Source organism: Pseudoalteromonas sp. T1lg24 (genome assembly GCF_002964745.1).
GTDB classification, from domain to species: domain Bacteria; phylum Pseudomonadota; class Gammaproteobacteria; order Enterobacterales; family Alteromonadaceae; genus Pseudoalteromonas; species Pseudoalteromonas spongiae.
Genome location: NZ_PQCB01000033.1, coordinates 262,947 through 284,239 on the forward strand (window position 1 = coordinate 262,947; position 21,293 = coordinate 284,239).

General features: G+C 41.9%; 23 protein-coding genes. 8 read left to right on the forward strand and 15 right to left on the reverse strand.

Annotated features, from left to right (window positions below):
• Positions 1-13: 13 nt before the first annotated feature.
• Positions 14-1,783 carry an endonuclease gene (locus C2M30_RS13470; RefSeq protein ID WP_105171991.1) on the reverse strand — a complete coding sequence of 590 codons (1,770 nt, stop codon included), beginning with the start codon at positions 1,781-1,783 and terminating at the stop codon, positions 14-16.
• A 316-nt stretch (positions 1,784-2,099) separates the two neighbouring features.
• Between C2M30_RS13470 and C2M30_RS21500 the strand changes: the two genes are divergently transcribed.
• A complete protein-coding gene (locus C2M30_RS21500) occupies positions 2,100-2,273 on the forward strand; it encodes a hypothetical protein (protein WP_158683439.1) in 174 nt (57 codons plus the stop codon).
• 58 nt (positions 2,274-2,331) lie between these two features.
• Positions 2,332-3,456: a TRAP transporter substrate-binding protein gene (locus tag C2M30_RS13475; RefSeq protein WP_105171992.1), complete on the forward strand. Its 1,125-nt coding sequence runs from the start codon at positions 2,332-2,334 to the stop codon at positions 3,454-3,456.
• Between the two features lie 80 nt (positions 3,457-3,536).
• On the opposite strand, the gene C2M30_RS13480 is transcribed toward C2M30_RS13475, so the two are convergent.
• Positions 3,537-5,324 carry a putative bifunctional diguanylate cyclase/phosphodiesterase gene (locus tag C2M30_RS13480; RefSeq protein WP_105171993.1) on the reverse strand — a complete coding sequence of 596 codons (1,788 nt, stop codon included), beginning with the start codon at positions 5,322-5,324 and terminating at the stop codon, positions 3,537-3,539.
• A 490-nt stretch (positions 5,325-5,814) separates the two neighbouring features.
• Between C2M30_RS13480 and C2M30_RS13485 the strand changes: the two genes are divergently transcribed.
• Positions 5,815-7,938: a TonB-dependent receptor gene (locus C2M30_RS13485; protein ID WP_105171994.1), complete on the forward strand. Its 2,124-nt coding sequence runs from the start codon at positions 5,815-5,817 to the stop codon at positions 7,936-7,938.
• Positions 7,939-7,997: 59 nt separating this feature from the next.
• Here C2M30_RS13485 and C2M30_RS13490 read toward each other — a convergent pair whose 3' ends face one another.
• From C2M30_RS13490 to C2M30_RS13520, 7 genes are all read right to left on the reverse strand, one after another.
• Positions 7,998-8,858: an EamA family transporter gene (locus tag C2M30_RS13490; RefSeq protein ID WP_105171995.1), complete on the reverse strand. Its 861-nt coding sequence runs from the start codon at positions 8,856-8,858 to the stop codon at positions 7,998-8,000.
• 221 nt (positions 8,859-9,079) lie between these two features.
• Entirely contained in the window at positions 9,080-10,081 is a 1,002-nt protein-coding gene (ahr, locus tag C2M30_RS13495; protein WP_105171996.1) for an NADPH-dependent aldehyde reductase Ahr, read from the reverse strand.
• Between the two features lie 65 nt (positions 10,082-10,146).
• Positions 10,147-10,413: a hypothetical protein gene (locus C2M30_RS13500; protein WP_105171997.1), complete on the reverse strand. Its 267-nt coding sequence runs from the start codon at positions 10,411-10,413 to the stop codon at positions 10,147-10,149.
• Between the two features lie 131 nt (positions 10,414-10,544).
• Complete coding sequence (locus tag C2M30_RS13505) at positions 10,545-11,387, reverse strand: alpha/beta hydrolase (RefSeq protein ID WP_105171998.1); 843 nt, start codon at positions 11,385-11,387, stop codon at positions 10,545-10,547.
• Between the two features lie 126 nt (positions 11,388-11,513).
• Positions 11,514-12,956: a DKNYY domain-containing protein gene (locus tag C2M30_RS13510; protein WP_105171999.1), complete on the reverse strand. Its 1,443-nt coding sequence runs from the start codon at positions 12,954-12,956 to the stop codon at positions 11,514-11,516.
• Between the two features lie 107 nt (positions 12,957-13,063).
• A complete protein-coding gene (locus C2M30_RS13515) occupies positions 13,064-13,273 on the reverse strand; it encodes a helix-turn-helix transcriptional regulator (protein WP_010559486.1) in 210 nt (69 codons plus the stop codon).
• On the reverse strand, positions 13,266-13,454 hold the full coding sequence (locus C2M30_RS13520) for a hypothetical protein (RefSeq protein ID WP_199775890.1): 189 nt from the start codon (positions 13,452-13,454) through the stop codon (positions 13,266-13,268). The genes C2M30_RS13515 and C2M30_RS13520 overlap by 8 nt, the downstream gene beginning before the upstream one ends.
• Positions 13,455-13,616: 162 nt before the next feature.
• On the opposite strand from C2M30_RS13520, the gene C2M30_RS13525 reads away from it, so the two are divergent.
• Genes C2M30_RS13525 through C2M30_RS13535 form a run of 3 tightly spaced genes read left to right on the forward strand, consistent with a single transcriptional unit; the run spans position 13,617 to position 15,881 of the window.
• On the forward strand, positions 13,617-13,913 hold the full coding sequence (locus C2M30_RS13525; protein ID WP_105172000.1) for a DUF3649 domain-containing protein: 297 nt from the start codon (positions 13,617-13,619) through the stop codon (positions 13,911-13,913).
• Between the two features lies 1 nt (position 13,914).
• Positions 13,915-15,519, forward strand: a complete 1,605-nt coding sequence (locus C2M30_RS13530; protein ID WP_105172001.1) for a PepSY-associated TM helix domain-containing protein — start codon at positions 13,915-13,917, stop codon at positions 15,517-15,519.
• On the forward strand, positions 15,516-15,881 hold the full coding sequence (locus tag C2M30_RS13535; protein ID WP_105172002.1) for a DUF3325 family protein: 366 nt from the start codon (positions 15,516-15,518) through the stop codon (positions 15,879-15,881). The genes C2M30_RS13530 and C2M30_RS13535 overlap by 4 nt, the downstream gene beginning before the upstream one ends.
• Before the next feature lie 80 nt (positions 15,882-15,961).
• Here C2M30_RS13535 and C2M30_RS13540 read toward each other — a convergent pair whose 3' ends face one another.
• The 3 genes from C2M30_RS13540 to C2M30_RS13550 form a co-directional block, all read right to left on the reverse strand.
• Positions 15,962-16,819, reverse strand: coding sequence for an alpha/beta hydrolase (locus C2M30_RS13540; RefSeq protein ID WP_105172003.1), 858 nt, complete (start codon positions 16,817-16,819; stop codon positions 15,962-15,964).
• A gap of 70 nt (positions 16,820-16,889) precedes the next feature.
• Positions 16,890-17,273 carry a hypothetical protein gene (locus C2M30_RS13545; protein WP_105172004.1) on the reverse strand — a complete coding sequence of 128 codons (384 nt, stop codon included), beginning with the start codon at positions 17,271-17,273 and terminating at the stop codon, positions 16,890-16,892.
• A complete protein-coding gene (locus C2M30_RS13550) occupies positions 17,270-17,575 on the reverse strand; it encodes a hypothetical protein (RefSeq protein ID WP_442792810.1) in 306 nt (101 codons plus the stop codon). The genes C2M30_RS13545 and C2M30_RS13550 overlap by 4 nt, the downstream gene beginning before the upstream one ends.
• A gap of 222 nt (positions 17,576-17,797) precedes the next feature.
• On the opposite strand from C2M30_RS13550, the gene C2M30_RS13555 reads away from it, so the two are divergent.
• Positions 17,798-18,898 (forward strand): c-type cytochrome, encoded by a 1,101-nt coding sequence (locus tag C2M30_RS13555; RefSeq protein ID WP_105172006.1) that lies wholly within the window; start codon positions 17,798-17,800, stop codon positions 18,896-18,898.
• Positions 18,899-18,989: 91 nt separating this feature from the next.
• Here the strand turns inward: C2M30_RS13555 and C2M30_RS13560 are convergent, their stop codons facing one another.
• The gene (locus tag C2M30_RS13560) at positions 18,990-19,361 is read right to left on the reverse strand and encodes a DUF2750 domain-containing protein (protein ID WP_010559495.1); all 372 of its coding nucleotides are present in this window, start codon (positions 19,359-19,361) and stop codon (positions 18,990-18,992) included.
• A gap of 195 nt (positions 19,362-19,556) precedes the next feature.
• On the opposite strand from C2M30_RS13560, the gene C2M30_RS13565 reads away from it, so the two are divergent.
• Entirely contained in the window at positions 19,557-20,243 is a 687-nt protein-coding gene (locus C2M30_RS13565; protein WP_105172007.1) for a tellurite resistance TerB family protein, read from the forward strand.
• A gap of 48 nt (positions 20,244-20,291) precedes the next feature.
• Here the strand turns inward: C2M30_RS13565 and C2M30_RS13570 are convergent, their stop codons facing one another.
• Complete coding sequence (locus tag C2M30_RS13570) at positions 20,292-20,864, reverse strand: YSC84-related protein (RefSeq protein ID WP_105172008.1); 573 nt, start codon at positions 20,862-20,864, stop codon at positions 20,292-20,294.
• Between the two features lie 171 nt (positions 20,865-21,035).
• The gene (locus C2M30_RS13575) at positions 21,036-21,269 is read right to left on the reverse strand and encodes a hypothetical protein (protein ID WP_105172009.1); all 234 of its coding nucleotides are present in this window, start codon (positions 21,267-21,269) and stop codon (positions 21,036-21,038) included.
• Between the last annotated feature and the right edge of the window lie 24 nt (positions 21,270-21,293).

The following is a 21,293-nucleotide window of genomic DNA, read 5'->3' on the forward strand; positions in this document are numbered from 1 at the left end:
ACTATAAGCACCGTTAGTTAAAGGTAATTGACCAACTGTTTAGTGTGCCCGTATCTTTACGATAGTTGTCTTCTACGCGTAGCTGCCACTCGCCGTTTGCAACCGATGAGGTTGATACTGCGTATTGCGCTTTTACGTCATTAGCAGAGTCTGAGCCATTTTTACTTTTAAGCGTAAACTCATTGCCGTCGGGAGCAATTAACACCAAACTAATATCACCGCGATAGGTATGGGTTATATCTACATCAACCGTAATAGTGTTGGCACTGCCAAAACGCGTTACCGCTAAGTTTGATGTTACTGACGCGTTATCTGGAATTGCCGTTGATGTCGTATTGGTAAATACTGACTGCGCAGGCTCAGTTGGTGTTGTGCTATCACCTTCAAATGTTTGACCTGAATTTACTTTATTTGATGTAGCCGATGCCAAGTGCCAACTAAAGTCACTATACACTTTGCCTGTACCTTTAAGCTGTAACGACATGCCAACTGCGGTGCTGGTATTTTCAGCCATACCAATATCTGTCGATGTTAATCCATTAGCTGGGCCATCTGTTGCTGTTAAACTGCCTTCGTAGCTTAAAAATTGCACCACTTCGTTTTTCGAATTTATCAGTGCGAGGCCATCAGCCGCGCCATTTTGCAAACCTGCAATCGCAAAAAATTGCGTGCCGAAACCGCCCTGCTGATCTGCAAGTACGCCCGATAAACTTACGGTTTTATAAGCGCTGCCACCATTGCCATTGTATGCCACCAGCGACCAACCGCTCAAATCAATGCCCGCGGCACCTGCAATTTCAACACCTTCGTTTACGTCGGTGCCGTCATTGTCATAATGAAGCTCGTTAATCCAAGGCGTGCTGTCACTTGGTGTGGTCGGTGTGCCAGTATCAGGGCCTTCACCTGAACAACTGCTTTCAAATACACATGCAACAAATTCTGGATGGTCAATAAATGGATTGCGATTACCTTGATGCTCAAAGATTGCGTCGTTTCGGCGCGTTTCAAAACTGTCTACGGGATCGGCTTTATGCCATGCCAGCAAAGTTGATTTTAGTCCCATGTAAGCAATCGCTTCATTGCCACCTGTTTTTGAGCCCTCAATTAACATGCGGTCATCGGTCAGAATAAGGTCAGGTTCTAACACCCCTGTGACTGAGTGACTACCACCTTCATAACGCACTGCTAAGTACATAAGTGCACGCGCTACATCACCACGGCGTGCAGGCCACGTTTGCCATGCTCCCGTCGCACCCGAACCCAGCGTTAAGTTAATATCATCTGAGCCACCGCCGCGATTATTGTTAAGCTCCGTTGCTTTTACAATGCACGCTGCATCGCTGCACGTTGCATACGGTTTATTACTGCGGCTTGAGTTATAACTGCTATCGGCAATAAACAAATGGTGCAAATCTGTGTAAGGGTAATTATTGCTGCCGTCACTTGGAAAGCCGTACGACTTTGGCCAACTGTGTTCGCGATTATACTGAGTGTTGCCGCCGCCAACTTTTGCATAGCTCGCGTTTTTATACACATCAATCACGTTATTACTATTTGCCGGATCTTGATCCGCAATTTCCAGTACATCCCAAGTGTCGGTGCTTGATGAGGTATACGGAATTTTAGTATGCCCTTTAATGATGTTATGTAGGCTTTGTTTTAGGTTAGTTGGCGAAGATTGATCAGCCGATTGATAGTAATTTTCAGGTGCTGCTGCCAGCGATTGTGTTGCATAACTTGCAACAATAATTGATGTTACGATTTTTAAGCGTGAGAGATTCATGGTTATCCATTTGTTTTTATTAAAAATTCAAATCAATACCATCCTTTGTATACTGCTTCCTGTGCAACTTTTTGAAATTATTGCCGCGCTACTTTAAAGTATTATTTTTACAATTTCCTTACATTTAGAGTCAAAACTCTATTTAAATCTCGATTGAGCCTGCTGTAGGCCATACAGAGCAAGGGGTTTGCAGCTTCGATAACAAATGTAAACAGGAGGTAAAAATAGTTGTTTAAAATTTCTTCAAACTGTGTCATTAATTTGTAATCAAAAACGGGTAAACCAAAAGATGAGCATATAAATCATCGGTGGCAATATGATGACAACTAAACGATACCTAATTGAATTTGCGATCAGTGAAGATGACAGCGTGTCACGTTATGTGGCAGGGCCTAATCTATCACTTGATGGCGTAACCGCGTGGGCAGAAAAACTAGAGCAAGAAGAGGAGATTTTTGAATCGTTTACGATTAAAGATGTATCTGACTAGCAAAGACAACTGCCCTAGCGCGCATTGAAAGCATTCTGAACTTGGCTAAACTTGAAGTATGCCAATATCACGTCGTTATTTTATCAAATCGTCGAGCGCGCTTGTTGCAAGCTCGCTTTTTCAGGTTGGCTATTTAAACGCAGCAACAACCCTACCAAATGCCGACGATTTGGCACAAGACAACGAAATTAAACAGCGCAGTGAACACACCTTAGTATTCGCATCGCCCTATCACACCTCAGATGCCTCATTCGTTCCACATTTACACATCGAGTTTAAACGTAATATTCAAGCCCTGTCACAAGGCAAGATATATGTTGATATTCAAGGACAAGGGGCTATGGGTATTGGCACCGATCTTATGGCTGCGGTATCGCGCGGACGCGTTGATGCAGCACTTATTTCGGTTGCTAATTTATCGCGCGCGTTACCACTTCTAGATATTCTAAACATTCCATTTTGGGCAGGTGACAATCAAGCCTTGTTAAATCTCATCAGCTCACCATACTGGCAGCAAAACGTCATTGAAAAAATAGCAAAGCAAGGCAAATTGGCTATTTTATATCACTACATTACAGGCGGGCGCACACTCAGTACCACAAAACGCACAAACACAGTTATTAAGGTCCCTACCGACCTTAAAAATAAAGTCCTGCGCATACCCGCAAGTAAGGTGCTTAAACACTTTTACAGCATGACCGATGCACATATTGTTGAAGTTAATTGGGCAAACGTGGCAGCAATGGCACGCGTAGGCAAGTTTCACGTGCTCGACCCCGGAATAGTTGGCTTGTATGCAGGTCCTAATAATTTACGTGACGAAATCGCCACCATTACGCAACTTAATTCTGTGCCAGATACTTGGGTCAACGTAGTCAGTCAAAAATGGCTTAACACCTTACCGCGAACGCTGCGTTTAGCAGTGAACGATGCCGCTGAAAAAACCTTTTTATCTCAGCTAAATAATATCAGTCACATCGAATCAAGCTGTGAACAAGAGTTTATAAAGCGCGGCTGCACCGTGTTTAAGCCAGATCAGCCAACGATTGCCTTATGGCAAGACCAATTTGGTCATCATCGCCATGAATGGCGCGACATTAAAGAATCACTGCTCGGCTCAAGTAATGAGTTTTCTAAATTATTAGACGCAACTAAAGTCCCGAGTAAACATAATTTGGGTTAGGGGAAACACAGCTTTTTATTTGCCGTGCTTTTTACTTAATTAGTGAAAAGCTAAACGTTTAACACGCCAAAAGGCCTAGATTAGTGAGTACCTACTCGCGCCAAAGATTGGCTTTCAAGCATCTGTTCAAATTCATTTTGTGGCAAAGGTTTAGCAAAATAATATCCCTGATACATGTAGCAACCTTCGCTGTTTAGCACATCTAACTGTGCCTGTGTTTCTACACCTTCTGCAATGGTGTGCATACCTAAGTTATTGGCTAATTGAATAATGGTTTTAACCACCATATGCGCTCTTTCGCAAGTGGCGCAGTTATCAACAAAGCTTTTATCGATTTTAAGTACGTCGATCGGTAACTGACTAAGTTGACTTAATGAAGAGTAAGCCGTACCAAAGTCATCAAGAGAAAGTGTAAAACCAGCCTGCTTTAATGCGCTAAGAACTTGAATATTTTCTTGCATATTGTCCATCAGTGCACTTTCAGTTTGCTCAATTTCAATGAGTGATGGCGAGCAGCCTGTTTCATTTAATGTTGCAAGCGTTTGCTCAATAAAATCATCTTGTGCCAGTTGAATGGCCGATACATTAACCGCAATACGTTCAAAATGTGCGACCTGTTGCCACTTTAACGCTTGTATGCTGGCTTCTTTAATCACCCAATTACCAATTGCGATTATTTGGCCTGTTTGCTCTGCAATTGGAATAAACTCGCAAGGACTGATAAAACCCAATGACGGATGGTGCCAACGCAATAATGCTTCTGCCGACATAATCACGCTGTTTTTTGCGCATACTTTAGGCTGATAATAGAGTGACATTTGGCCATTTTGTATTGCACTTTTAAGGTCGGTTTCGAGCGTGTAACGGCGTGTAGCGCTTTCGCTAAGTGAAGGTTGGTAAAAATAATAGGTATTTTTACCCTCTCGTTTGGCTTTATACATCGCCAAGTCGGTATACGAACAGAGCGTTTCTGAATCTTGCGCATCATTTGGCATAATCGCGATGCCGATACTTGCGCTTAGCGTGTATTTCTTTTCTTTACACACATAACGCGATTTACTTTGCGCAATAATTTGCTGCGCAAGTGATGTTGCGTAAGGCTTTACATCTTCTTTCGGCAGACAAATAAAGGCAAACTCGTCGCCGCCTGTTCGAAAAACGCGATAATCATCATTAGCTAATGTAGCAAATCGATTCGCTACAAGTTTAAGTGCAGAATCCCCGGCGATGTGGCCGATGCGATCATTTAAGTTTTTAAAGCCATCTAAATCAACCACTAACAGGGCAAAGTTTAACTGTTTATTGTGTTCACATTGACTGATACAACGCGCGAGTGTTTCTAAAAAGTGCTTACGATTAGACAATCCGGTAAGGTAGTCGGTGTAGCTTTCTTTACGGAACAACTTCATTTGATCGCGAGATCGTTTTTGAAAAAATGCCATAATCGTTGCAAAAATCGTAATAAATATCAGTTCAGCGGCATCTTCAAGTACATCTGCAAATATTGCACTGCTAAAAGAAGGAATATAAGCGGTTAACAATAAAAACGCCGCTAAGATAGGAAACAGTGAACCGGGAAACGTCATCACGTAAAGCAGCGGGATCAGAATATAAACTTCTTCAATAACCTCTATATCGAGCTGAAAAAGCGAACCGACAAGCACCATGCTCGCCAGAGAAATACATGCAAAGGCTTGTTTTAATTTGGTACTTTTTACTAAGTATGCTGCCGCAGAAAACCCCGCAAACAGTGTATAGCCAAATTGTGCCAAAACTGGCTGTTCAAATCGGAAAATAACGAATACCGTTATGCACCAAATCGCGAAAAATACCGTGGTTAATAAGGCTGTAACTGAAAAAAACCTCATTGAACGTAACTCGACCTCTAAAAACAATACAAAAGAACCAATAAAAACAGAGTTTCTATGAATTTTTCAGTATTTTATTGTAAATGAATATAAAAATACAGCCGTGCGTTAGTCTAATAATTTATAACATGCCACGACTTGCACAAAAAGCAAACACCTTAGTACTAAGCATTCAAAAACTGGTGCTAACGTGCAGTAACTTATTCAACAAGTAGGTGGGGAAATCTTGTTAAAGCATCGTTCTATCGTCCTGCTCACGCCCCTTACCTACGTCCCTGTAGGCAAAGCTTCCGCGTCCTGCTCACGCCCCTTACCTACGTCCCTGTAGGCAAAGCTTTTATTGGTGGATGAGGTATTAAGTTTGCTCTAAAAAACAACGGAGCTACGCCTAAGAACAATAAATGCAACTCAACAGACCTACAACGTATTGCAATTAGTAGTTATTATCATTAACATCCGCACTAATTTTTACTCAAGTATCGGATCAACCATGTTAAAAACCTCCCTCAGCCTAACCGCACTCTTTGTTTCTAGTGCCGTATTTGCCGACGCACCCAATGCCGAACAGCAAGCCAAAGATATGGAACGCATTATCGTAACAGGCAGCCGTGTTGAAGAACGTTTAGATGAAGTAACAGCATCGGTAGTGATCGTTGATCAGCAAGCACTACTAAGAAACATGGAAGTAACCAATGAATTGCAAAGCATTTTAGCCATTCAGGTACCAGGTATGGGGCCAAACACGGGCACTAACAGTAGTTCAGGTCAAAACTTACGTGGCCGTAGTGCGCTTGTATTAATTGATGGTTTACCGCAATCTACTCCCCTTAGAAATGGTCGTTTAGCAATTCGCTCTCTTGATCCTAGTGTTATTGAACGCGTTGAAGTGATTAAAGGTGCTACCTCAATTTATGGTAACGGTGCTGCAGGCGGTATCATCAACTACATTACTAAAAATGCCGACAGCAAAGACGGCTTTAACGGTAAACTTAATCTTGCGACTAATTTTTCAGCAACCGACTTCGACGACAGCTTAGGCAAACGTGCCGATGTAACACTGGATGGTCGTAACGATAAGTTAAGTTTTGTTGCCAATGTCGCTTATGAAGATAACGGCATTATTAAAGACGCCGACGGCGACCCGCTTGGTTTGCTTTATGGTATGTCTGGCTTTGAATCAAAAAATGCATTTACTAAAATCGGCTACGACCTAACCGATCAAAGTGCGCTGTCGCTTACTTACAACTATTTTGAAGGTCAGCAAGAAACCGACTATATCAGCATCAACAAAACCGTTAACGACGGCGAAAAAAGCTACGCTGAGAAAAACACCAGCGGAATCAAAGCGCCGGGCGATCCGCAAGGGCCGCGTGGTAACCACAACTTAAAGTTACAATACGAGCACGCTGAAATCTTTACCGATACCTTGTTTACCGGTGATGTTTACTGGCAGAAACTTGAAAATGTGTTTTTCTACAGCACTAAATTCCGTGATCCTGAGCTAGGGTTAGCAGGCGGTCAGTCTATGATTGAGTCTGAAAAAACCGGTATTCGTGCAAACTTTAATACTACAGTTGATTTTGATAACACTGCGGCAAGCTTCACTTACGGTATTGATTTACTCAACGACGTGACAGCGCAAACCATGGTAGATGGTCGTGATTGGACACCTGAAATGGACATGGATAACGCCGCGCTTTATTTACAATCAAAGTTCGTAATAAATGATGATTGGGTAGTAAAGGCAGGTCTTCGCCATGAAGAAATTGATGTATCGGTGAATGACTTTCAAACTCTTATGGTGTGTCGCAAAACTTGTAGCGACGTAGTCAATGTCGCTGGCGGCGATATTGAATACAGCGCAACAACCTACAACCTTGGTTTACGTTACAACGCGTTTGACACCTTTATGCCATTTGTAAGTTATTCTGAAGGCTTTGATGTGACAGATTTAGGACGTACCTTACGCACCGCATCTGCACCAAGCATCAATAAAATTGATACAGATGCGTCAATCATTAAAAACTATGAAATTGGTTTTGACGGCTACTACGGCATTTTCAACTATCAGTTTGCCACTTTCATCAGTAAATCAAATATCGGTACCAGCCTTGTAGAAGATGCAGCAACAGGCAAATACGAAAGCGTGCGCTCACCGCAAGAGATCTACGGGTTTGAAGCGGCACTTGAAGCAAAACCAAGCGATACCCTTACACTCGGTGTTAACTACAGCTGGTTAGAAGGTAAAAACACCGATACCGATGAATACCTTAACGGCAGTACGATTAACCCGCCTAAGTTTGCCGCTTATGCCGATGTCACCATCACAAATGACTGGCACGCATCACTTACCATGATGCATGTTGGCAGCCGCGACCGTTTTGAAAAAGTAGGTGACGTATACACAGGCACCAATGGTCCGGTAAGTAGCTACAATGTTGTTAACCTGAGCACTTCATACCAAATAAGCCAAGATTTCAAAGTATATGGCGGTATAGAAAACTTACTTAATAACGATTACTACCCTGCTCGCTCTCAGTCTTACACAGGCAGTGGCTACAATGTGAAAGGCAAAGGCGCTACGGTTAATTTAGGTATTAACTACCTGTTTTAATCAGTAATTAAATTAAAAAAGGCGCCAATAAGCGCCTTTTTTATGTAATTAAAATACCATTATTGTGCATGTGCTAAACGTTTTGTAAAAACCCGATTTAGCCAAAGCGCCAAGAGCATAATTGCCCCGCCAAGCGATAAACGAAGTAAATCTGCATCGCGATTCCAAATCACTAAATTTACAACAATACCCGCCGGAATAAGCACATTATTCATTACCGCAAGTGTGCCTACATCAACCGCTACTGCGCCTTTGTTCCATGCAAAGTAACCAAAGCCCGAGGCGATTAATCCTAAATAAGTTAAAACGCCCCATTGCGTAACTGTTGTTGGTAATTTATTAATATTGCCAAATAAGGCAAAGCACGTTGCCGCAACAATTAAAGCACCCACAAAAAACCAGGCAAATGCTGTTTTATGATCAAGCGATTGTTCGCTCATGACACGCTTATAAAATACTTGTCCGCTGGCAAAGCAAATATTAGCGCCTTGCACTAAGCATAAGCCAAACACAAAATCGCCATCAATGCCCTGATAGCGAATCGCCACCGCGCCAATAATGGCAATAATGGCTACCAGTAAAAACTGGGCGTTAAAGCGCTTTTCTAAAACATCGTTTAATAGCGTGATATAAAGCGGTGTCATTACCGTAAACAGCAGTACTTCAGGCACACTTAAATACAAAAAACTGTGGTAGTAAAAGCCATACATAGCGCCTAATTGAATCGCCCCGATAGCAATTAATTTAAGCGCAAGCGGTTTGGCAATACGGGTAATGTTTAAAAACGGTAAAAACACTACTGCGGCAAGCGCTACACGCATTAGCACACTAAACCAAGCGTCGACTTGTCCTGCCAAGTACACACCGATTAAGCTAAATGAAAATGCCCACAAAATAGTGACTGAGATTAAGTAATTCATGAATAAATATGGATGGTTAATAAAGCTATGTTATTCCAAAGAGTGTAACCAATTCCCCATCACAATGGTATTAAAGACGCGTTTTCGGGCTGGTATTAAACTGATTAATTAAAACGGTGCTTGAAATTAAAACGGTGCTAAAAACCTAAAGTGATATGGTAGCGCCATATCACTTTAAAACGTATTGCGTGCTAAATAAGTATTTACACCCTATTAGCCAATTAATCTTTTTCAAGCACAATACGATAGCGCGCTTTGCCCGACTTTAAATGCGCCAACGCATTGTTCACATCACTCATTTTAAAGGTTTCAATGTGTGGTTTAATATTATGCTGTACAGCAAATTCCAGCATTTGGGCTATCGTTGCCGGACTGCCCACAGGTGAGCCTGATACTTGTTTTTGCCCGCCAATTAAGCCAAACGCACCTAAATCAAGTGGCTCTAGCGTAGCTCCCACAAAGTGTAAGCGCCCTTTTGGTTTTAATGTTGAAAGGTATAAATTCCAATCCAGCTTTACATTAACTGTTGAAATAATGAAGTCGAATTGATTTGCCGCGGCCTCAATTTCACTGCTATCTCGCGAGTTAAGCGTATGGTGTGCACCAAGGCTTTTTGCTTCGTCTGATTTTGCCTCAGATGATGTAAATGCAGTAACTTCACAACCCCATGCATTTAAAAATTGCAGCGCTAAATGCCCAAGGCCGCCAATGCCGATTACCGCAACTTTATCAGTTGGTTTTATATCAAATTGCACCAATGGGTTAAATACAGTAATACCGCCACAAAATAACGGCCCCGCAGATTGTGCATCCATGCCATCCGGTAGCGCAACAACAGCCTTTTCATTAGCTCGCACTTTATTCGCAAAGCCGCCATGGCTCATTATCGTTGGCGTTGCCGCTGCGCATAAGTTTTCATCACCGGTATTGCACGAATAACAGGTTTGGCAATAGTCTGAATGCCAGCCTAAGCCGACTAACTGTCCTTGTTGTAAACTATTTACGTGACTGCCAGTTTCTACAATACGACCAACAACTTCATGACCCGCCACAAGCGGGTATTGTGAAAACCCCCATTCGTTATCGATCATTGAAATATCAGAGTGACAAATGCCACAATATTCAACTTCAATTTCTACCTCGTGATCGCCTAAATCACCTACTTCAATCGTATGTTTTTCTAGCATGCCACCGGGTTCTTTTGCTGCGTAAGCTGTAATCATGATTGGTTTCCCTTAGTTTTTAAATTTGCATAAGTGGGTACTGAACAACACAGTGTGACGATCACTTAAAAGTCGCAATCTAATAATTTCATTGGCTTATCTGCCGCCATCACACATCCTCTTGCCTCATCGCTCGCCGCTTTACACTGCTTCAACATTTGTGAACTGCTCGGCGCTTTATCACCTAAAACACGCTTTGCATGGCTTACCACGGCTTTACATTCAGTTACGGGAACGGGGTCGGCTTTTGAACAGCCACTTAACAATACAATGGCAAAACTGCAACTTAGCGCAAGGGTAACGCTAGACGCGTCGAATTTAAGATGGTTCATAACAAGTCCTGAGAAAATAATCGTTCACTCAGTATAGTCATAAATTGGGGTGGTCAATTCGCTGTTAACGAATATAAGCCCACTTTGCGTTCGCTATTGAGTGGGCTTAGTTACAGGTTAAAAGTTACAGGTTAAAATTTTGCAAGAAAGGTTTGATAAGCAACTTGCACATTTTTACTTTTGAACATTTCGCCGTGACCGGCATTTTCTGCAATTACCAGCTGCTTTTCAGTACTTGTACTTGCGTTAAATAGTTTCTCTGACAAAATTGCAGGCGTTTGTTTATCATCAGCAGCGCCAATCACAAGCAGTGGCCCTACATAGTTTTCACTAAGTACCTGTTTATTATCAACCGAGTAAAACGCATCATCAATTTGCACATCAACAAATACTTTAGAATACCAAGGCATCGCTTCATCTACCCAATCATCCACATTAGTCGCCGAGCCTTGCATGACTAGCCCATCGACCGCTTTATTTTTGGCAAGTTGCGCAGCAATAAAGCTGCCAAGTGAATAACCATGCACAATCACTTTGTCGGCTTTAAGGGATTGCTTGGTGTAGTCGAAGGTAACATTAGCATCGCTGATTAAATTAGCGATTGTGGCAGTGCCTTCGCTCGCACCTAAGCCGCGACGGTCAAATATCACGATGTCGTAATCGTATTCGGCAAGCTCAAGCAAGGCACTGGCGGCCGCTTTTTCAACGCTCATGCCATTGCCGGGGATATACAAAACTGTGTTTTGTGTTTTCTCATTATCTAAGAACACGCCGTACAAAGTAGTGGTTTTATCTTCTGACGGGATTGAGATCACGTTGACATTATGGCGCGGTGTTTGCGCGTTCAAGGTGTTGATAAAGGTATCGCTATAGAGCGTTTTTTCATCATCTTGTGCAATAAAGCGTGACTCTTTAATAGTGGCCGTACAGCCGGTAAGCGCTAATGCAGATGCGAAAAAGACCAGGCGTTTCATATTTATATCCTTATTATTATTTTTAATATAAGAGCATCACCAATATGAAAAGTTCAACATCTTCATGTGTTTAGTTATTAGCTTAGTGGCTATTAAACTCTACTGTTGTAAACCCACTAAGCGCAACTAATCATTCCTTGTTGCAACGCGAATGCCATTTTTATAAAGATAGCGTTTATCTTCTGCATCATATTTTTCGTAATTGCGATGGCTACGCATAAAGGTGTTCACATCTGCACCTTCAACTCGTGATCCATGCCAATAAACAAAATTTGCGTCGCGAATCGCCATATCACGATTAATCACAACCACAGTATTTAAATCAACGCCTTCAATTTTTTTATCTTGAAAATAAACTGCATTACCATCACTTGAGTAACTTGCAAAGCGTTCCAATAAGGTGAAATAGTCAGCATTGGCACCTTCTATTACTTTACCTTGGAAAAATACTTTGCCACCACTTACTAAATAATCATCATTACTCAGCACTTTTAACGGTGTTTGTTTCTCACCAAGTAATTGGTTTTTGTAGTAAATACGCGAATTATCACGACCGTAACTGCCGTGCTCTAGCAATAACGCATAACTGTGCGCATCGGCATTAGGTAATCGGTGTTGTTGATAAAACACCTGACTGGCATCTTTGGCAAAGCCGGCATTATTAATAATCTGAAAGGTTTTAGCATCAGCGTGTGCTACACGGTTTTTGCCAAAATAGACGCTATCATCAAGCGTAAAATAATCGTCATTAAATTGCGTAAAAGAATCGATATTTTGATAAGCAACCGACTCCAACCATACGCTTGATTGCGAGTCGCCATTATCGTTTTGCTGATAACTGGCATCAAACCAATACAGCTTATGCTCGTCATAAATAAACTGTTCATTGAGTGCGTTAACATGTAGGCCCGCAACTTGGGTTTTAATAAAACGATCATCGTGTTTAATAAATACCGAATGCGCATCTTTCACTATGTATTCATTTAAAAGCGCTAACGATGCAACATCAACCGCTTGCGGTACAAAATAATAATAAGCCTGCTTATCATCTTTCGTCCAAGCATCATTTATTATTTCAAAACTAGCTGGATTTGCATCACTAATGATATGCAACGGGGAATCTGATTGTTCAGCTAAGGCACTTTCAGCAACAAATCGCGATGGCACATAAACGTGGTTTTTATCGCGTACAATTAGCTCATTAATAAGTGAAAAAGTCATGTAATCAACTGAACGGGTGATCACGTCTGATTGGTAATAAATATTGTTTTTGTCTTTTGCGAAATCGCGCGCCAGTACTTCAAATGTCTCAACATCAGCCCCTTCAATTAGGGTATTGCCAAGTTCAAACCAATTCCCCATGGGCGAATAACGAATTTGCTGTTTATCGTATGAATAATAATAAGAATCTGATTTGTCTTCGTCGACTGCACCAGAGAACCAGAACGATGGATTAATAAGGTAACTTAACCAAGGTCGGTCATCAGCGCGTAATTGTGATGCAAAACCCAAAAGTACCGCAATAAACACGGCACTTAGCCAGAATTTGCCATTAAACAAGAAATCCATTGCTTGATTAGCCTTTATTTTTTTATTTTTATCCTAATCTAAAACGTAATTTATGTCAGTGTTTATTATGACTAATTTGCATATTTAATGCGCAACTTAGTCGCTTGTTACTGATACTGAAACACGCTTTCTAAAGGCAAATTAAACACAGCAGCAATTTTAAACGCGACCTCAAGCGAGGGGGAATACTTGGCAGCTTCAATTGCCATAATGGTTTGGCGCGTAACGCCTACGCGTTCGGCTAATTCTTTTTGCGTCATTTCGCCATTCATAAAACGCAGCATTTTAATTTGATTAGTAATTTGAAGATCAGCCATATACTGCACTCATTCGGCCTTTAACAAGCTGCATTATATAGTTAACCGCCTCCGATACAATAAACGACACAACCATAATATGCAGCGCAAAAAATGGCAGTTGATGCCCTTTAGCTGGCAGCCAATTTTGCGCCTCAGCAGTGTACTGAAAAATAGCAATGCATACACCTGCTTGCAGCACCCACGAGGCATGCTTATTGGTTAAGTGACAGTATTTTTTATAACAAGCTCCATCACACAACAAATAATTACGCTCTTATCGCATCAAACACCTCTGCCATATTTATAATAAAAACAATAACTGTTATCATTTGCTGTAATTGATTTTATTTCTCGTTTATTTATGGAACATGTTTCGTCAAAAAGCAGTTTTAAAAAGGAAATCTGCTACCGCATTTTAATTGCCGCATTTTTAGGTTATGCACTAACCATCTCGGCCAGTGTTTTAATTTCTTTTCTATTGCCTCTTTCACAAAAGGACGCCGTTGCTGCTAGTTCAATGCTGAGCTTTGCTATTTATACGGGTTACATCATGTACGTATTTTCAGCAAAACATTATCGCAGCGTTTTCATTAACAGCCTGTTAGTACTCGCCGTTAGCGCGCTGGCCAACGCGCTTATTTTTTGGCTGAGAGGTTAATATGAAAAGTGGATTTCGCCAGTCTATGGCGTGGCTTCATACCTGGACCGGCATTTTAGTAAGCTGGCTGCTTTATTTTATTTTTGTTACCGGCACCTTAGGTTATTTCGACAGTGAAATTGATGCATGGATGGCGCCCGAATTGCCAAAAAACACCGCCAATATTGAAACGTCGTTAACAACCGCGCAAACCCATTTGCAGCAATACGGGCAAGATGCCAAAGAGTGGCGAATCTATTTACCACTGGTACGCAGCGAGCCCCACCTGCAAGTGAATTACCAGCAAATAAATGAACAAGGTAAGTTGAGTCGCGTTAGTAAAATACTGGATAGTGAAAGCGGCGACGTACTCGAGCACCGCAAAACAGGTGGTGGACAAGCCTTGTATCGCATGCATTATCGATTGCATTACTTGCCGACCCGCTTTGCTTATTATTTAGTGGGTATTTTCACTATGTTTATGCTGCTTGGCCTAGTTACTGGCATTGTGGTACATAAAAAAATCTTTAAAGAGTTCTTTACGTTTCGCTCAAATAAAGGCGCTACATCTTGGTTAGATGGGCATAATTTAATGAGTGTTTTGAGCTTGCCGTTTCATTTAATGATTACCTACTCTGGCTTGATCATGTTTATGTTTACCTATGTACCGTTTGTTATGAACGCCAGCTACGGCCTAGGTGAACAAGGCAAAAAGCAATTTTTTGATGAATATTATCAACGCGGTGCACCGAATGATGCAGCTGGAATACCTGCCGCCCAATTACCTCTGCCTATACTTTATCAAAAAGCGCAAGATGTATTAACGCAGCATAACGATACACGGCAAAGTTACGCAATGCGTATTTATCACCCTAACGATCTAAACAGCTTAGCGGTGTTTTCCCTTGAACAAACCTCACCAAGTGATGACGGTGCAAAACTTATTTTGCACGCAACTAACGGTGCAACGTTCGCATATACACCACAATTTGAAGGCACGCGTCATGTGCAATCTATCTTTTTAGAATTGCATGAAGGGATTTTTGCCACGCTATCGGTGCGTTGGTTGTACTTTTTAACGGGGTTAACGGGCTGCGCCATGATTGCCTCTGGCATGATACTTTGGACGACAAAACGCCGCAAAAAAGCGCTCTCAAACCCTGCTGGTTTACACTTTAGTTTTAAATTAACCGAAGGGTTAAACATAGGTACAGTGGTCGGATTGCCCGCCGCTATTGCTGTATATTTTATTGCGAACCGTTTGTTGCCTGTAGAAATGGCATCGCGCGCTAATTGGGAAATGCACTGCTTGTTTATAACTTGGTTAGTGTTTTTGCTGCATGCGTGTAAGCATTCTTGGCAAAATCGCGGCGCAGTTGCCTGGTACCAGCAATGGCTTATGGCTGCCGTTTTATTTGCGCTGGTACCAATTACCAACGGCCTAACCACCGAGCGCGGTTTAATTACCAGTATCAAACAAAACGATTGGGTTTTTGCTGGTTTTGATTTAGTTAATCTTGGTGCTGCTGTGCTTTGTATCTGTATTGCAATGCTTGTGAAAAAACACCGTTTAGTAAACGCTGAGATAGCACCAAAGGAAAAGCAACGCCGCGAGGTAGTCGCATGATTTTATTAGTTTCAAGCCTATTAATTTATCAAGCGCTTTGCCTATTTATGTTGGCGATGCCTAAATACACCAAAGTACTCGGTCGTGAGTTCAAACCGTCGTCTCAACAAAGCACCTGGTTCCGCATCGGCGCGTGGCTTTTAATCGCTGTGAGTATCACCATATTAACCCTTGAAAATGGATTTTCAAACGCACTTGTGCTGCTTTGCGGCTTAGTTACTGTGCTTGCGTGTTTATTGAGTGTGTTATTTGAAAAAAAGCCCTTTTACGCGTTAGTGCCGGTTATTCCAAATAAACAGCCATTAAGCGTAGTATTCGCGTTAATGCTGGGGCTAGAACTAACTGGATGGTACTTTATATAACTCGCACGTGGGTTTTCAAACCGCCTAGTCGTGCCTTTTTATGCGCTTAACGCTGGATAATAAAGGCACCTTCAACCCAATTAAGGACTGGTTAACGTATTACTTACAACTAAACTTGCGCCGCGGTTCTTTCTGATATGCGCTAATAATCGCTGCTGATTATTGGGAAATTCATCGGTAAAAGTGCGCGCGTGGCGGCATCCGTTAAATTGCCAAAATTGGCTGTTTTCACCAGCTACTTGATAGAGCGCTTTGCCACGAGTAATGGGGATCAATCTATCATCGTTACAATGGGCAATAATGGTATCAATGTTCACAATTTGCTTAATGTTACTGGCAGGTGAGCGTTCATCACTCACAAGCGCAGGAATACGGCTACTAAACCACTTTGCGATAGGTACATTTGCTACGACATCTCGCGCAAGGTTTTGATAACTTTCAAAGCTTGAATCAATTACTAACAGGTCGAAATAACGCTCAAGTTTGCTTTTGGCCAAACCATCAAGGGCAATCGCGCCGCCCATAGATGTGGCGACAATCACTTTATGCTGATGGGCTAATCCGTGACTGATTTCAAACACAGTTTGTGCGTCTAACGCTAAGTTTTCACGGGTCGGTTTGCCGTTTGACAAGCCGTAACCGGAATAATCAACCAGCATCACATCGTAACCTTCATCAACCAGCCATACTACCTTCTCAACGGTTTGCGATAAATTCCCCCGATTACCATGGAAGTGGATAACAAGCCCTTGCGGGTTGTCACTTAAATGGTGTTGTAAATGCAAAGTGTTGCCAGAGCGAGAGCGAATAAAGCTGTCTTTCACTGGATGTGAAAAGTCGTCTTTTGAAAAGACAATTTTGTCATTAGGGCTATATAAAAAATAGTTACTGCTGCATCCTTGCAAGAAAAGTAGTGCGCCAAGTATTAACCACTTCATACACACCTCTTAAACTGTGTTGATGTAGTTAGTTTTACGTGCAGCTAAGTCTGTTAGTTCACTTTTAGCGTTATTTATCCACTTTAATGCTGCGCGGTGCGCCAAGTAAAATGCCTAAATGGCACACACACACCGAGAAAAATGCGCTTAAACCAAGGGCACCGCCATAATCTTTAATAAACGGCACCAAGTTTTCAAACAATACTGAAAACAGTACCGCCGCAATCACCTGAGTATAAATCCCAAAGCGTTTAGGTGCGCTCATGCCAACAAAGGTGCTGCCAAAAAACACTAAACTATTTAGCGCAACATCCCATTGCACGGTGTAAAAAAACAAATAAGCAATAATCGAAAGCGAAGTGGATGCTCTTATGCCATCAAACCGATTGCGCTTGGCAAGTAAATAGGTAGCAAGTGAGCCCAACAGTGAAATAAGCATTAAATCTAAGCTCATAACACACCTTTAATCAATACAAACAAAGCGCTACAGGTAAACGCGATTCCACCTAATCTGCCGCCAAACCCTTCAAATAAACTGATGCTTTTTATATAAAAAAATGTGCCAATCAAGGCGACAAATATTAGTTCCCACAGTGAATTAATAGCCGCGGTAGAGCACATTCCGGCGAAACAGCCCGTATAAATTGCAGCATAAGGGTGATGTTTAAACTCATTTTTAAACGGGATAAAGCTGCCAATAAGTGCAGGAAACGTCGCCGCTAACACAATTGGTACTGCAAAAGAGGAATGCAGCACGTAGCAGCTCACACTGCCGAGCAAAAATAAACTATAGATAAGGGGAGTAAATAAGGTCATCACAGCTATTTTAATCAAAACGCCGTTAGATAAATAGTCATACTTTTAGCCATACACAATAAACGTAAATACTTTCACGTAATTGTTACTAAATTTGTTTTTCACTAGTAATAAAGCCACTGCCTGATATTCTGGATTTTGGGGCAAATTACAAGGAATTCCATGCTAACCTTTACTCAAAAAATCACCATTGCATGTTCAGCAATGCTGGCATTTGTGTCATTTAACAGTACTTCAGCTGAGCGCGAACTGCGTTCACCTCCACGCAAATTAACCACACAACAAGCCAAAGTCGCTGCAGCTAATTATCAAAAATACTGTGCTCTTTGCCACGGTGAAAACCGCGAAGGTCATAAAAACGATCACGCACCGTCACTTCGCAGTAAAAGCTTAATGGAATCAGGCATTGCCCATCAAATTTTACGACCAATGCAATACGGACGTGTAGGTACAGCAATGGGCGGGTATTTAGATGAGGTTGGCGGTCCAATGACATTGGATGAAACCTGGGATCTCACCTATTGGCTATTTGAACAGGCGGGTTACGATCGCTTAAAGTTTACCACTAACCCTGTTCATGGCGATATTACGCGAGGTGAGCAAGTCTACCAAAAAGAATGCGCTAGCTGTCATGGCGATAAAGGCCAAGGGATCACCGGCCCTGCCATAATGAACCAATCGGCGCTGGCTCATAATACCGATGAGTTTATTCGCTATGCCATTGAAAATGGAAGGCAAGATACACCAATGCAAGCGTTTAAAGACAAACTTTCAAGTGCTGATATCGACAATATTACCGCGTTTTTGCGCAGTAAGTCGCTCGGATGGAAAGATGAAACGCCGGTACTCAAAGCACTGCCTACGCCAGAAAATTACATCGTAAACAAAAACGGCAACGATCCGAACTTTGATTTAAAAGATGGCATGTATGTGCTGTCAAAAGACTTAAACAAAGCGCTTGAGGCCAAAAAGCGCATGGTACTGCTCGATACGCGGGTTACATCGGTTTGGCAAACCGCACACATTGAAGGGGCGATTCCTTTCCCCTACTACGCAGATTTAGATGAAACTGTGGCTGGCATTCCAAAAGACGTGCAAATTGTTGCCTATTGTTCATGTCCGCGTGCGGCCGCCGATCACACGATTAATCGTCTAAGACAACGTGGTTACACCCGCACAGCTGTCTTGTGGGAAGGTATTTTTGGGTGGATGAATCAAGGCTATCCGGTAAGGCGTGGCGATATTGACGGCGTTAACGATTAACGCACTTGAAATTAAAAGTCGGCGTAAGCTACGCCGACTTATTAAAGCAATTCACTTAGCCTGTGAATGCTGCTTTAAAATGGCTATAAATTTATGATTTAACTGGTTGAATGCTGGCAAGCGCTTGGCTAAAGTCAGTCACTTCAAGCTCAACAATATCGCCTTCTTCAGCCCAGTTTACACCCACAACAATGTCATCATCTTTTAAATCTTCTAGCCAATAATCTAACCAGTCGTTAATTGAAATTTCGCTTGGTGTAAATGCTTGCCATTCCTGTACACAGTGTGTTTCGGCCAACGACTTGCTTGACCAAACCGGCATCACTTCTGCATTTTCAAAATTAGGAGAATCTAATACAACCCAATCTTCACTTTCTTTATCTTGCAGTGCCCACACTGATTGGCTTGTTTTACTTTGCGCTAAAAATTCCGCTAAGATTTCGCGTTGGTTGGTATCACTCATAGCATCTCCTACTGTCTGTGTTATGTGTGTGAGATTATACCTTTTATGTGACAAATTTATCGCATAGAAATGTAACTCACGCATTTTAATTGCCGATTATCACAAAATGTTTGAATCACTTTGTAACAGTTCTGCTGTTCCTTTATTGCATCATTTTTTTTACTCTAATGAAAGTTATCAATTTAGGAGAAAGCAATGAAAGATCTACAAAAATTAGTTGGCAGCCTAAATAAATCAGGTGCACTAAGTGGCTTTTTAGGTGGTGTAGCAGGTGGCGGCTTAACCAGCTTGCTATCAGGTAAGAAGTCAAAAAAAGTGGGTAAGAAAGCGGTAAAGTATGGCGCACTGGCAGCCGTTGGCGGACTCGCTTGGAAAGCTTATCAACAATACAGCGAAAAAAGCAGCCAAACTCAGCAAGCAGCTGATAGGCAAGCGTTTGATAACGCAATGCAAAATCGTAGTAGCCAATACCGCGTTGAACCGACACATATGCAAGAACAAAGCTTTGATGCGGTAGTAGAAGACGAAACGGGTAACGGCCAGTTAATTTTAATGCGCGCCATGATAGCCGCCGCGTATGCCGATGGCCATATTGATGAAAATGAGCGCCAAACTATTTTCGCTCAAGTAGAGAAAATGACACTAACAACACAAGAAAAAGCCATGTTGTTTGATGAATTACGTGCGCCAATGAGCTTAAGTGAGCTAGTTGCAACCGTGCCTAACGCACAAACGGGCATTGAAGTGTATGCAGCAAGCGCCAGCGCAATTGATTTAAACCAAAGTGCATCACAGCAATATTTACAAACTTTAGCTAATCAACTGTGTTTACCACGCGACTTAGTTAACAGTATTCATCATCAACTAAGCCAAGCTGATTAGCTAGAGCAACAACTAAAAAACCAGAGTCGCCTCTGGTTTTTTTGAGTATTATTGCTTATACGGCGTGTAATTGTATTTTTGCCCAGCAAGTGCGGCTTCGTACATAAAGCCGCCTTTTGCCAACGTCATCACCGCCATGCCTTTACGGTATTTTGCTTTGTTTTGCTTGGTGGAATTTGCATCGGTGCCGACACTTGAACTAACGCCCGTAGAGCCTGCCTGCGCTTGAACCGCTGCGGTAATAGCAACCGCTGACGCCCCTGCACCAAATTCAAAATTGCCCGAGGTAAATTCATCAAACGCGCGTTTGTCTTTTAAGAAAATGATTTGGCTGTAAGCTTGCCCGCCTGCTTGAAAGCCAACCGATAATTGACTAACACTTGTTTTACCCACCGCTTTGCCTTGCTTGTAAACCTGACCTTTACCAAAGGCCGCGCCTAACCCTAAGCCACCTTTACCAATGGTTGGAAATACCACATAGCCATAGGCACTATTAAAAAAGCGCTTGGTTTCGTGAGATTGTTTAAAATTTTGTAGCGTAGTTTGATATTCATCGGCACTGGCAAACGCACTGATGCTAACAAGTAGTAGTGACAGTATTGGTGTAAGAAACTTTCCCATATTCTCTCTCCTTTTACATGTTTAATTATCTTTGTAACTTACCGCGTATATAACTGTGCTGCTCAAATGGCATGTTACGCAAAAAAGCAGCACGTTTAATCGATTCAAACATCGCCCTTTTTAGCAGGCGATTAAGGTTTATGTGAATTCGGGTTAACTAAACAATTAAAACTAGTTAATCACTTTTTCGATTTTGCCTTTATAAAATGCGTATTTTGGCTTTTTAAAGCCGTTTCCCGTTAGCGTACCACCACGTAATTTTGCAATTAACACATTAAGGCCAATAAACATCATCATGGTTAGCCATAAAAATAACACTACAGGCAATAAAAATACGCCAAGCCCAATAGCGGCTAACAGTGTTAATGTAAAAGATAGCTTATTTTGAAAAATTAAATTGCTCATAACTTTTTCCTTCTGTGGAGTGTG

Coding starts and splice junctions, on each gene's coding strand:
- C2M30_RS13470 (WP_105171991.1), bottom strand. CDS start 1,783: ATGAATCTCTCACGCTTAAAAATCGTAACATCAATTATTGTTGCAAGT.
- C2M30_RS13480 (WP_105171993.1), bottom strand. CDS start 5,324: ATGAGGTTTTTTTCAGTTACAGCCTTATTAACCACGGTATTTTTCGCG.
- C2M30_RS13505 (WP_105171998.1), bottom strand. CDS start 11,387: ATGAAACGCCTGGTCTTTTTCGCATCTGCATTAGCGCTTACCGGCTGT.
- C2M30_RS13555 (WP_105172006.1), top strand. CDS start 17,798: ATGCTAACCTTTACTCAAAAAATCACCATTGCATGTTCAGCAATGCTG.
- C2M30_RS13515 (WP_010559486.1), bottom strand. CDS start 13,273: ATGGCTGATCTTCAAATTACTAATCAAATTAAAATGCTGCGTTTTATG.
- C2M30_RS13540 (WP_105172003.1), bottom strand. CDS start 16,819: ATGAAGTGGTTAATACTTGGCGCACTACTTTTCTTGCAAGGATGCAGC.
- C2M30_RS13500 (WP_105171997.1), bottom strand. CDS start 10,413: ATGAACCATCTTAAATTCGACGCGTCTAGCGTTACCCTTGCGCTAAGT.
- C2M30_RS13535 (WP_105172002.1), top strand. CDS start 15,516: ATGATTTTATTAGTTTCAAGCCTATTAATTTATCAAGCGCTTTGCCTA.
- C2M30_RS13525 (WP_105172000.1), top strand. CDS start 13,617: ATGGAACATGTTTCGTCAAAAAGCAGTTTTAAAAAGGAAATCTGCTAC.
- C2M30_RS13560 (WP_010559495.1), bottom strand. CDS start 19,361: ATGAGTGATACCAACCAACGCGAAATCTTAGCGGAATTTTTAGCGCAA.
- C2M30_RS13490 (WP_105171995.1), bottom strand. CDS start 8,858: ATGAATTACTTAATCTCAGTCACTATTTTGTGGGCATTTTCATTTAGC.
- C2M30_RS13575 (WP_105172009.1), bottom strand. CDS start 21,269: ATGAGCAATTTAATTTTTCAAAATAAGCTATCTTTTACATTAACACTG.
- C2M30_RS13510 (WP_105171999.1), bottom strand. CDS start 12,956: ATGGATTTCTTGTTTAATGGCAAATTCTGGCTAAGTGCCGTGTTTATT.
- C2M30_RS13545 (WP_105172004.1), bottom strand. CDS start 17,273: ATGAGCTTAGATTTAATGCTTATTTCACTGTTGGGCTCACTTGCTACC.
- C2M30_RS13485 (WP_105171994.1), top strand. CDS start 5,815: ATGTTAAAAACCTCCCTCAGCCTAACCGCACTCTTTGTTTCTAGTGCC.
- ahr (WP_105171996.1), bottom strand. CDS start 10,081: ATGATTACAGCTTACGCAGCAAAAGAACCCGGTGGCATGCTAGAAAAA.
- C2M30_RS13475 (WP_105171992.1), top strand. CDS start 2,332: ATGCCAATATCACGTCGTTATTTTATCAAATCGTCGAGCGCGCTTGTT.
- C2M30_RS21500 (WP_158683439.1), top strand. CDS start 2,100: ATGATGACAACTAAACGATACCTAATTGAATTTGCGATCAGTGAAGAT.
- C2M30_RS13570 (WP_105172008.1), bottom strand. CDS start 20,864: ATGGGAAAGTTTCTTACACCAATACTGTCACTACTACTTGTTAGCATC.
- C2M30_RS13530 (WP_105172001.1), top strand. CDS start 13,915: ATGAAAAGTGGATTTCGCCAGTCTATGGCGTGGCTTCATACCTGGACC.
- C2M30_RS13565 (WP_105172007.1), top strand. CDS start 19,557: ATGAAAGATCTACAAAAATTAGTTGGCAGCCTAAATAAATCAGGTGCA.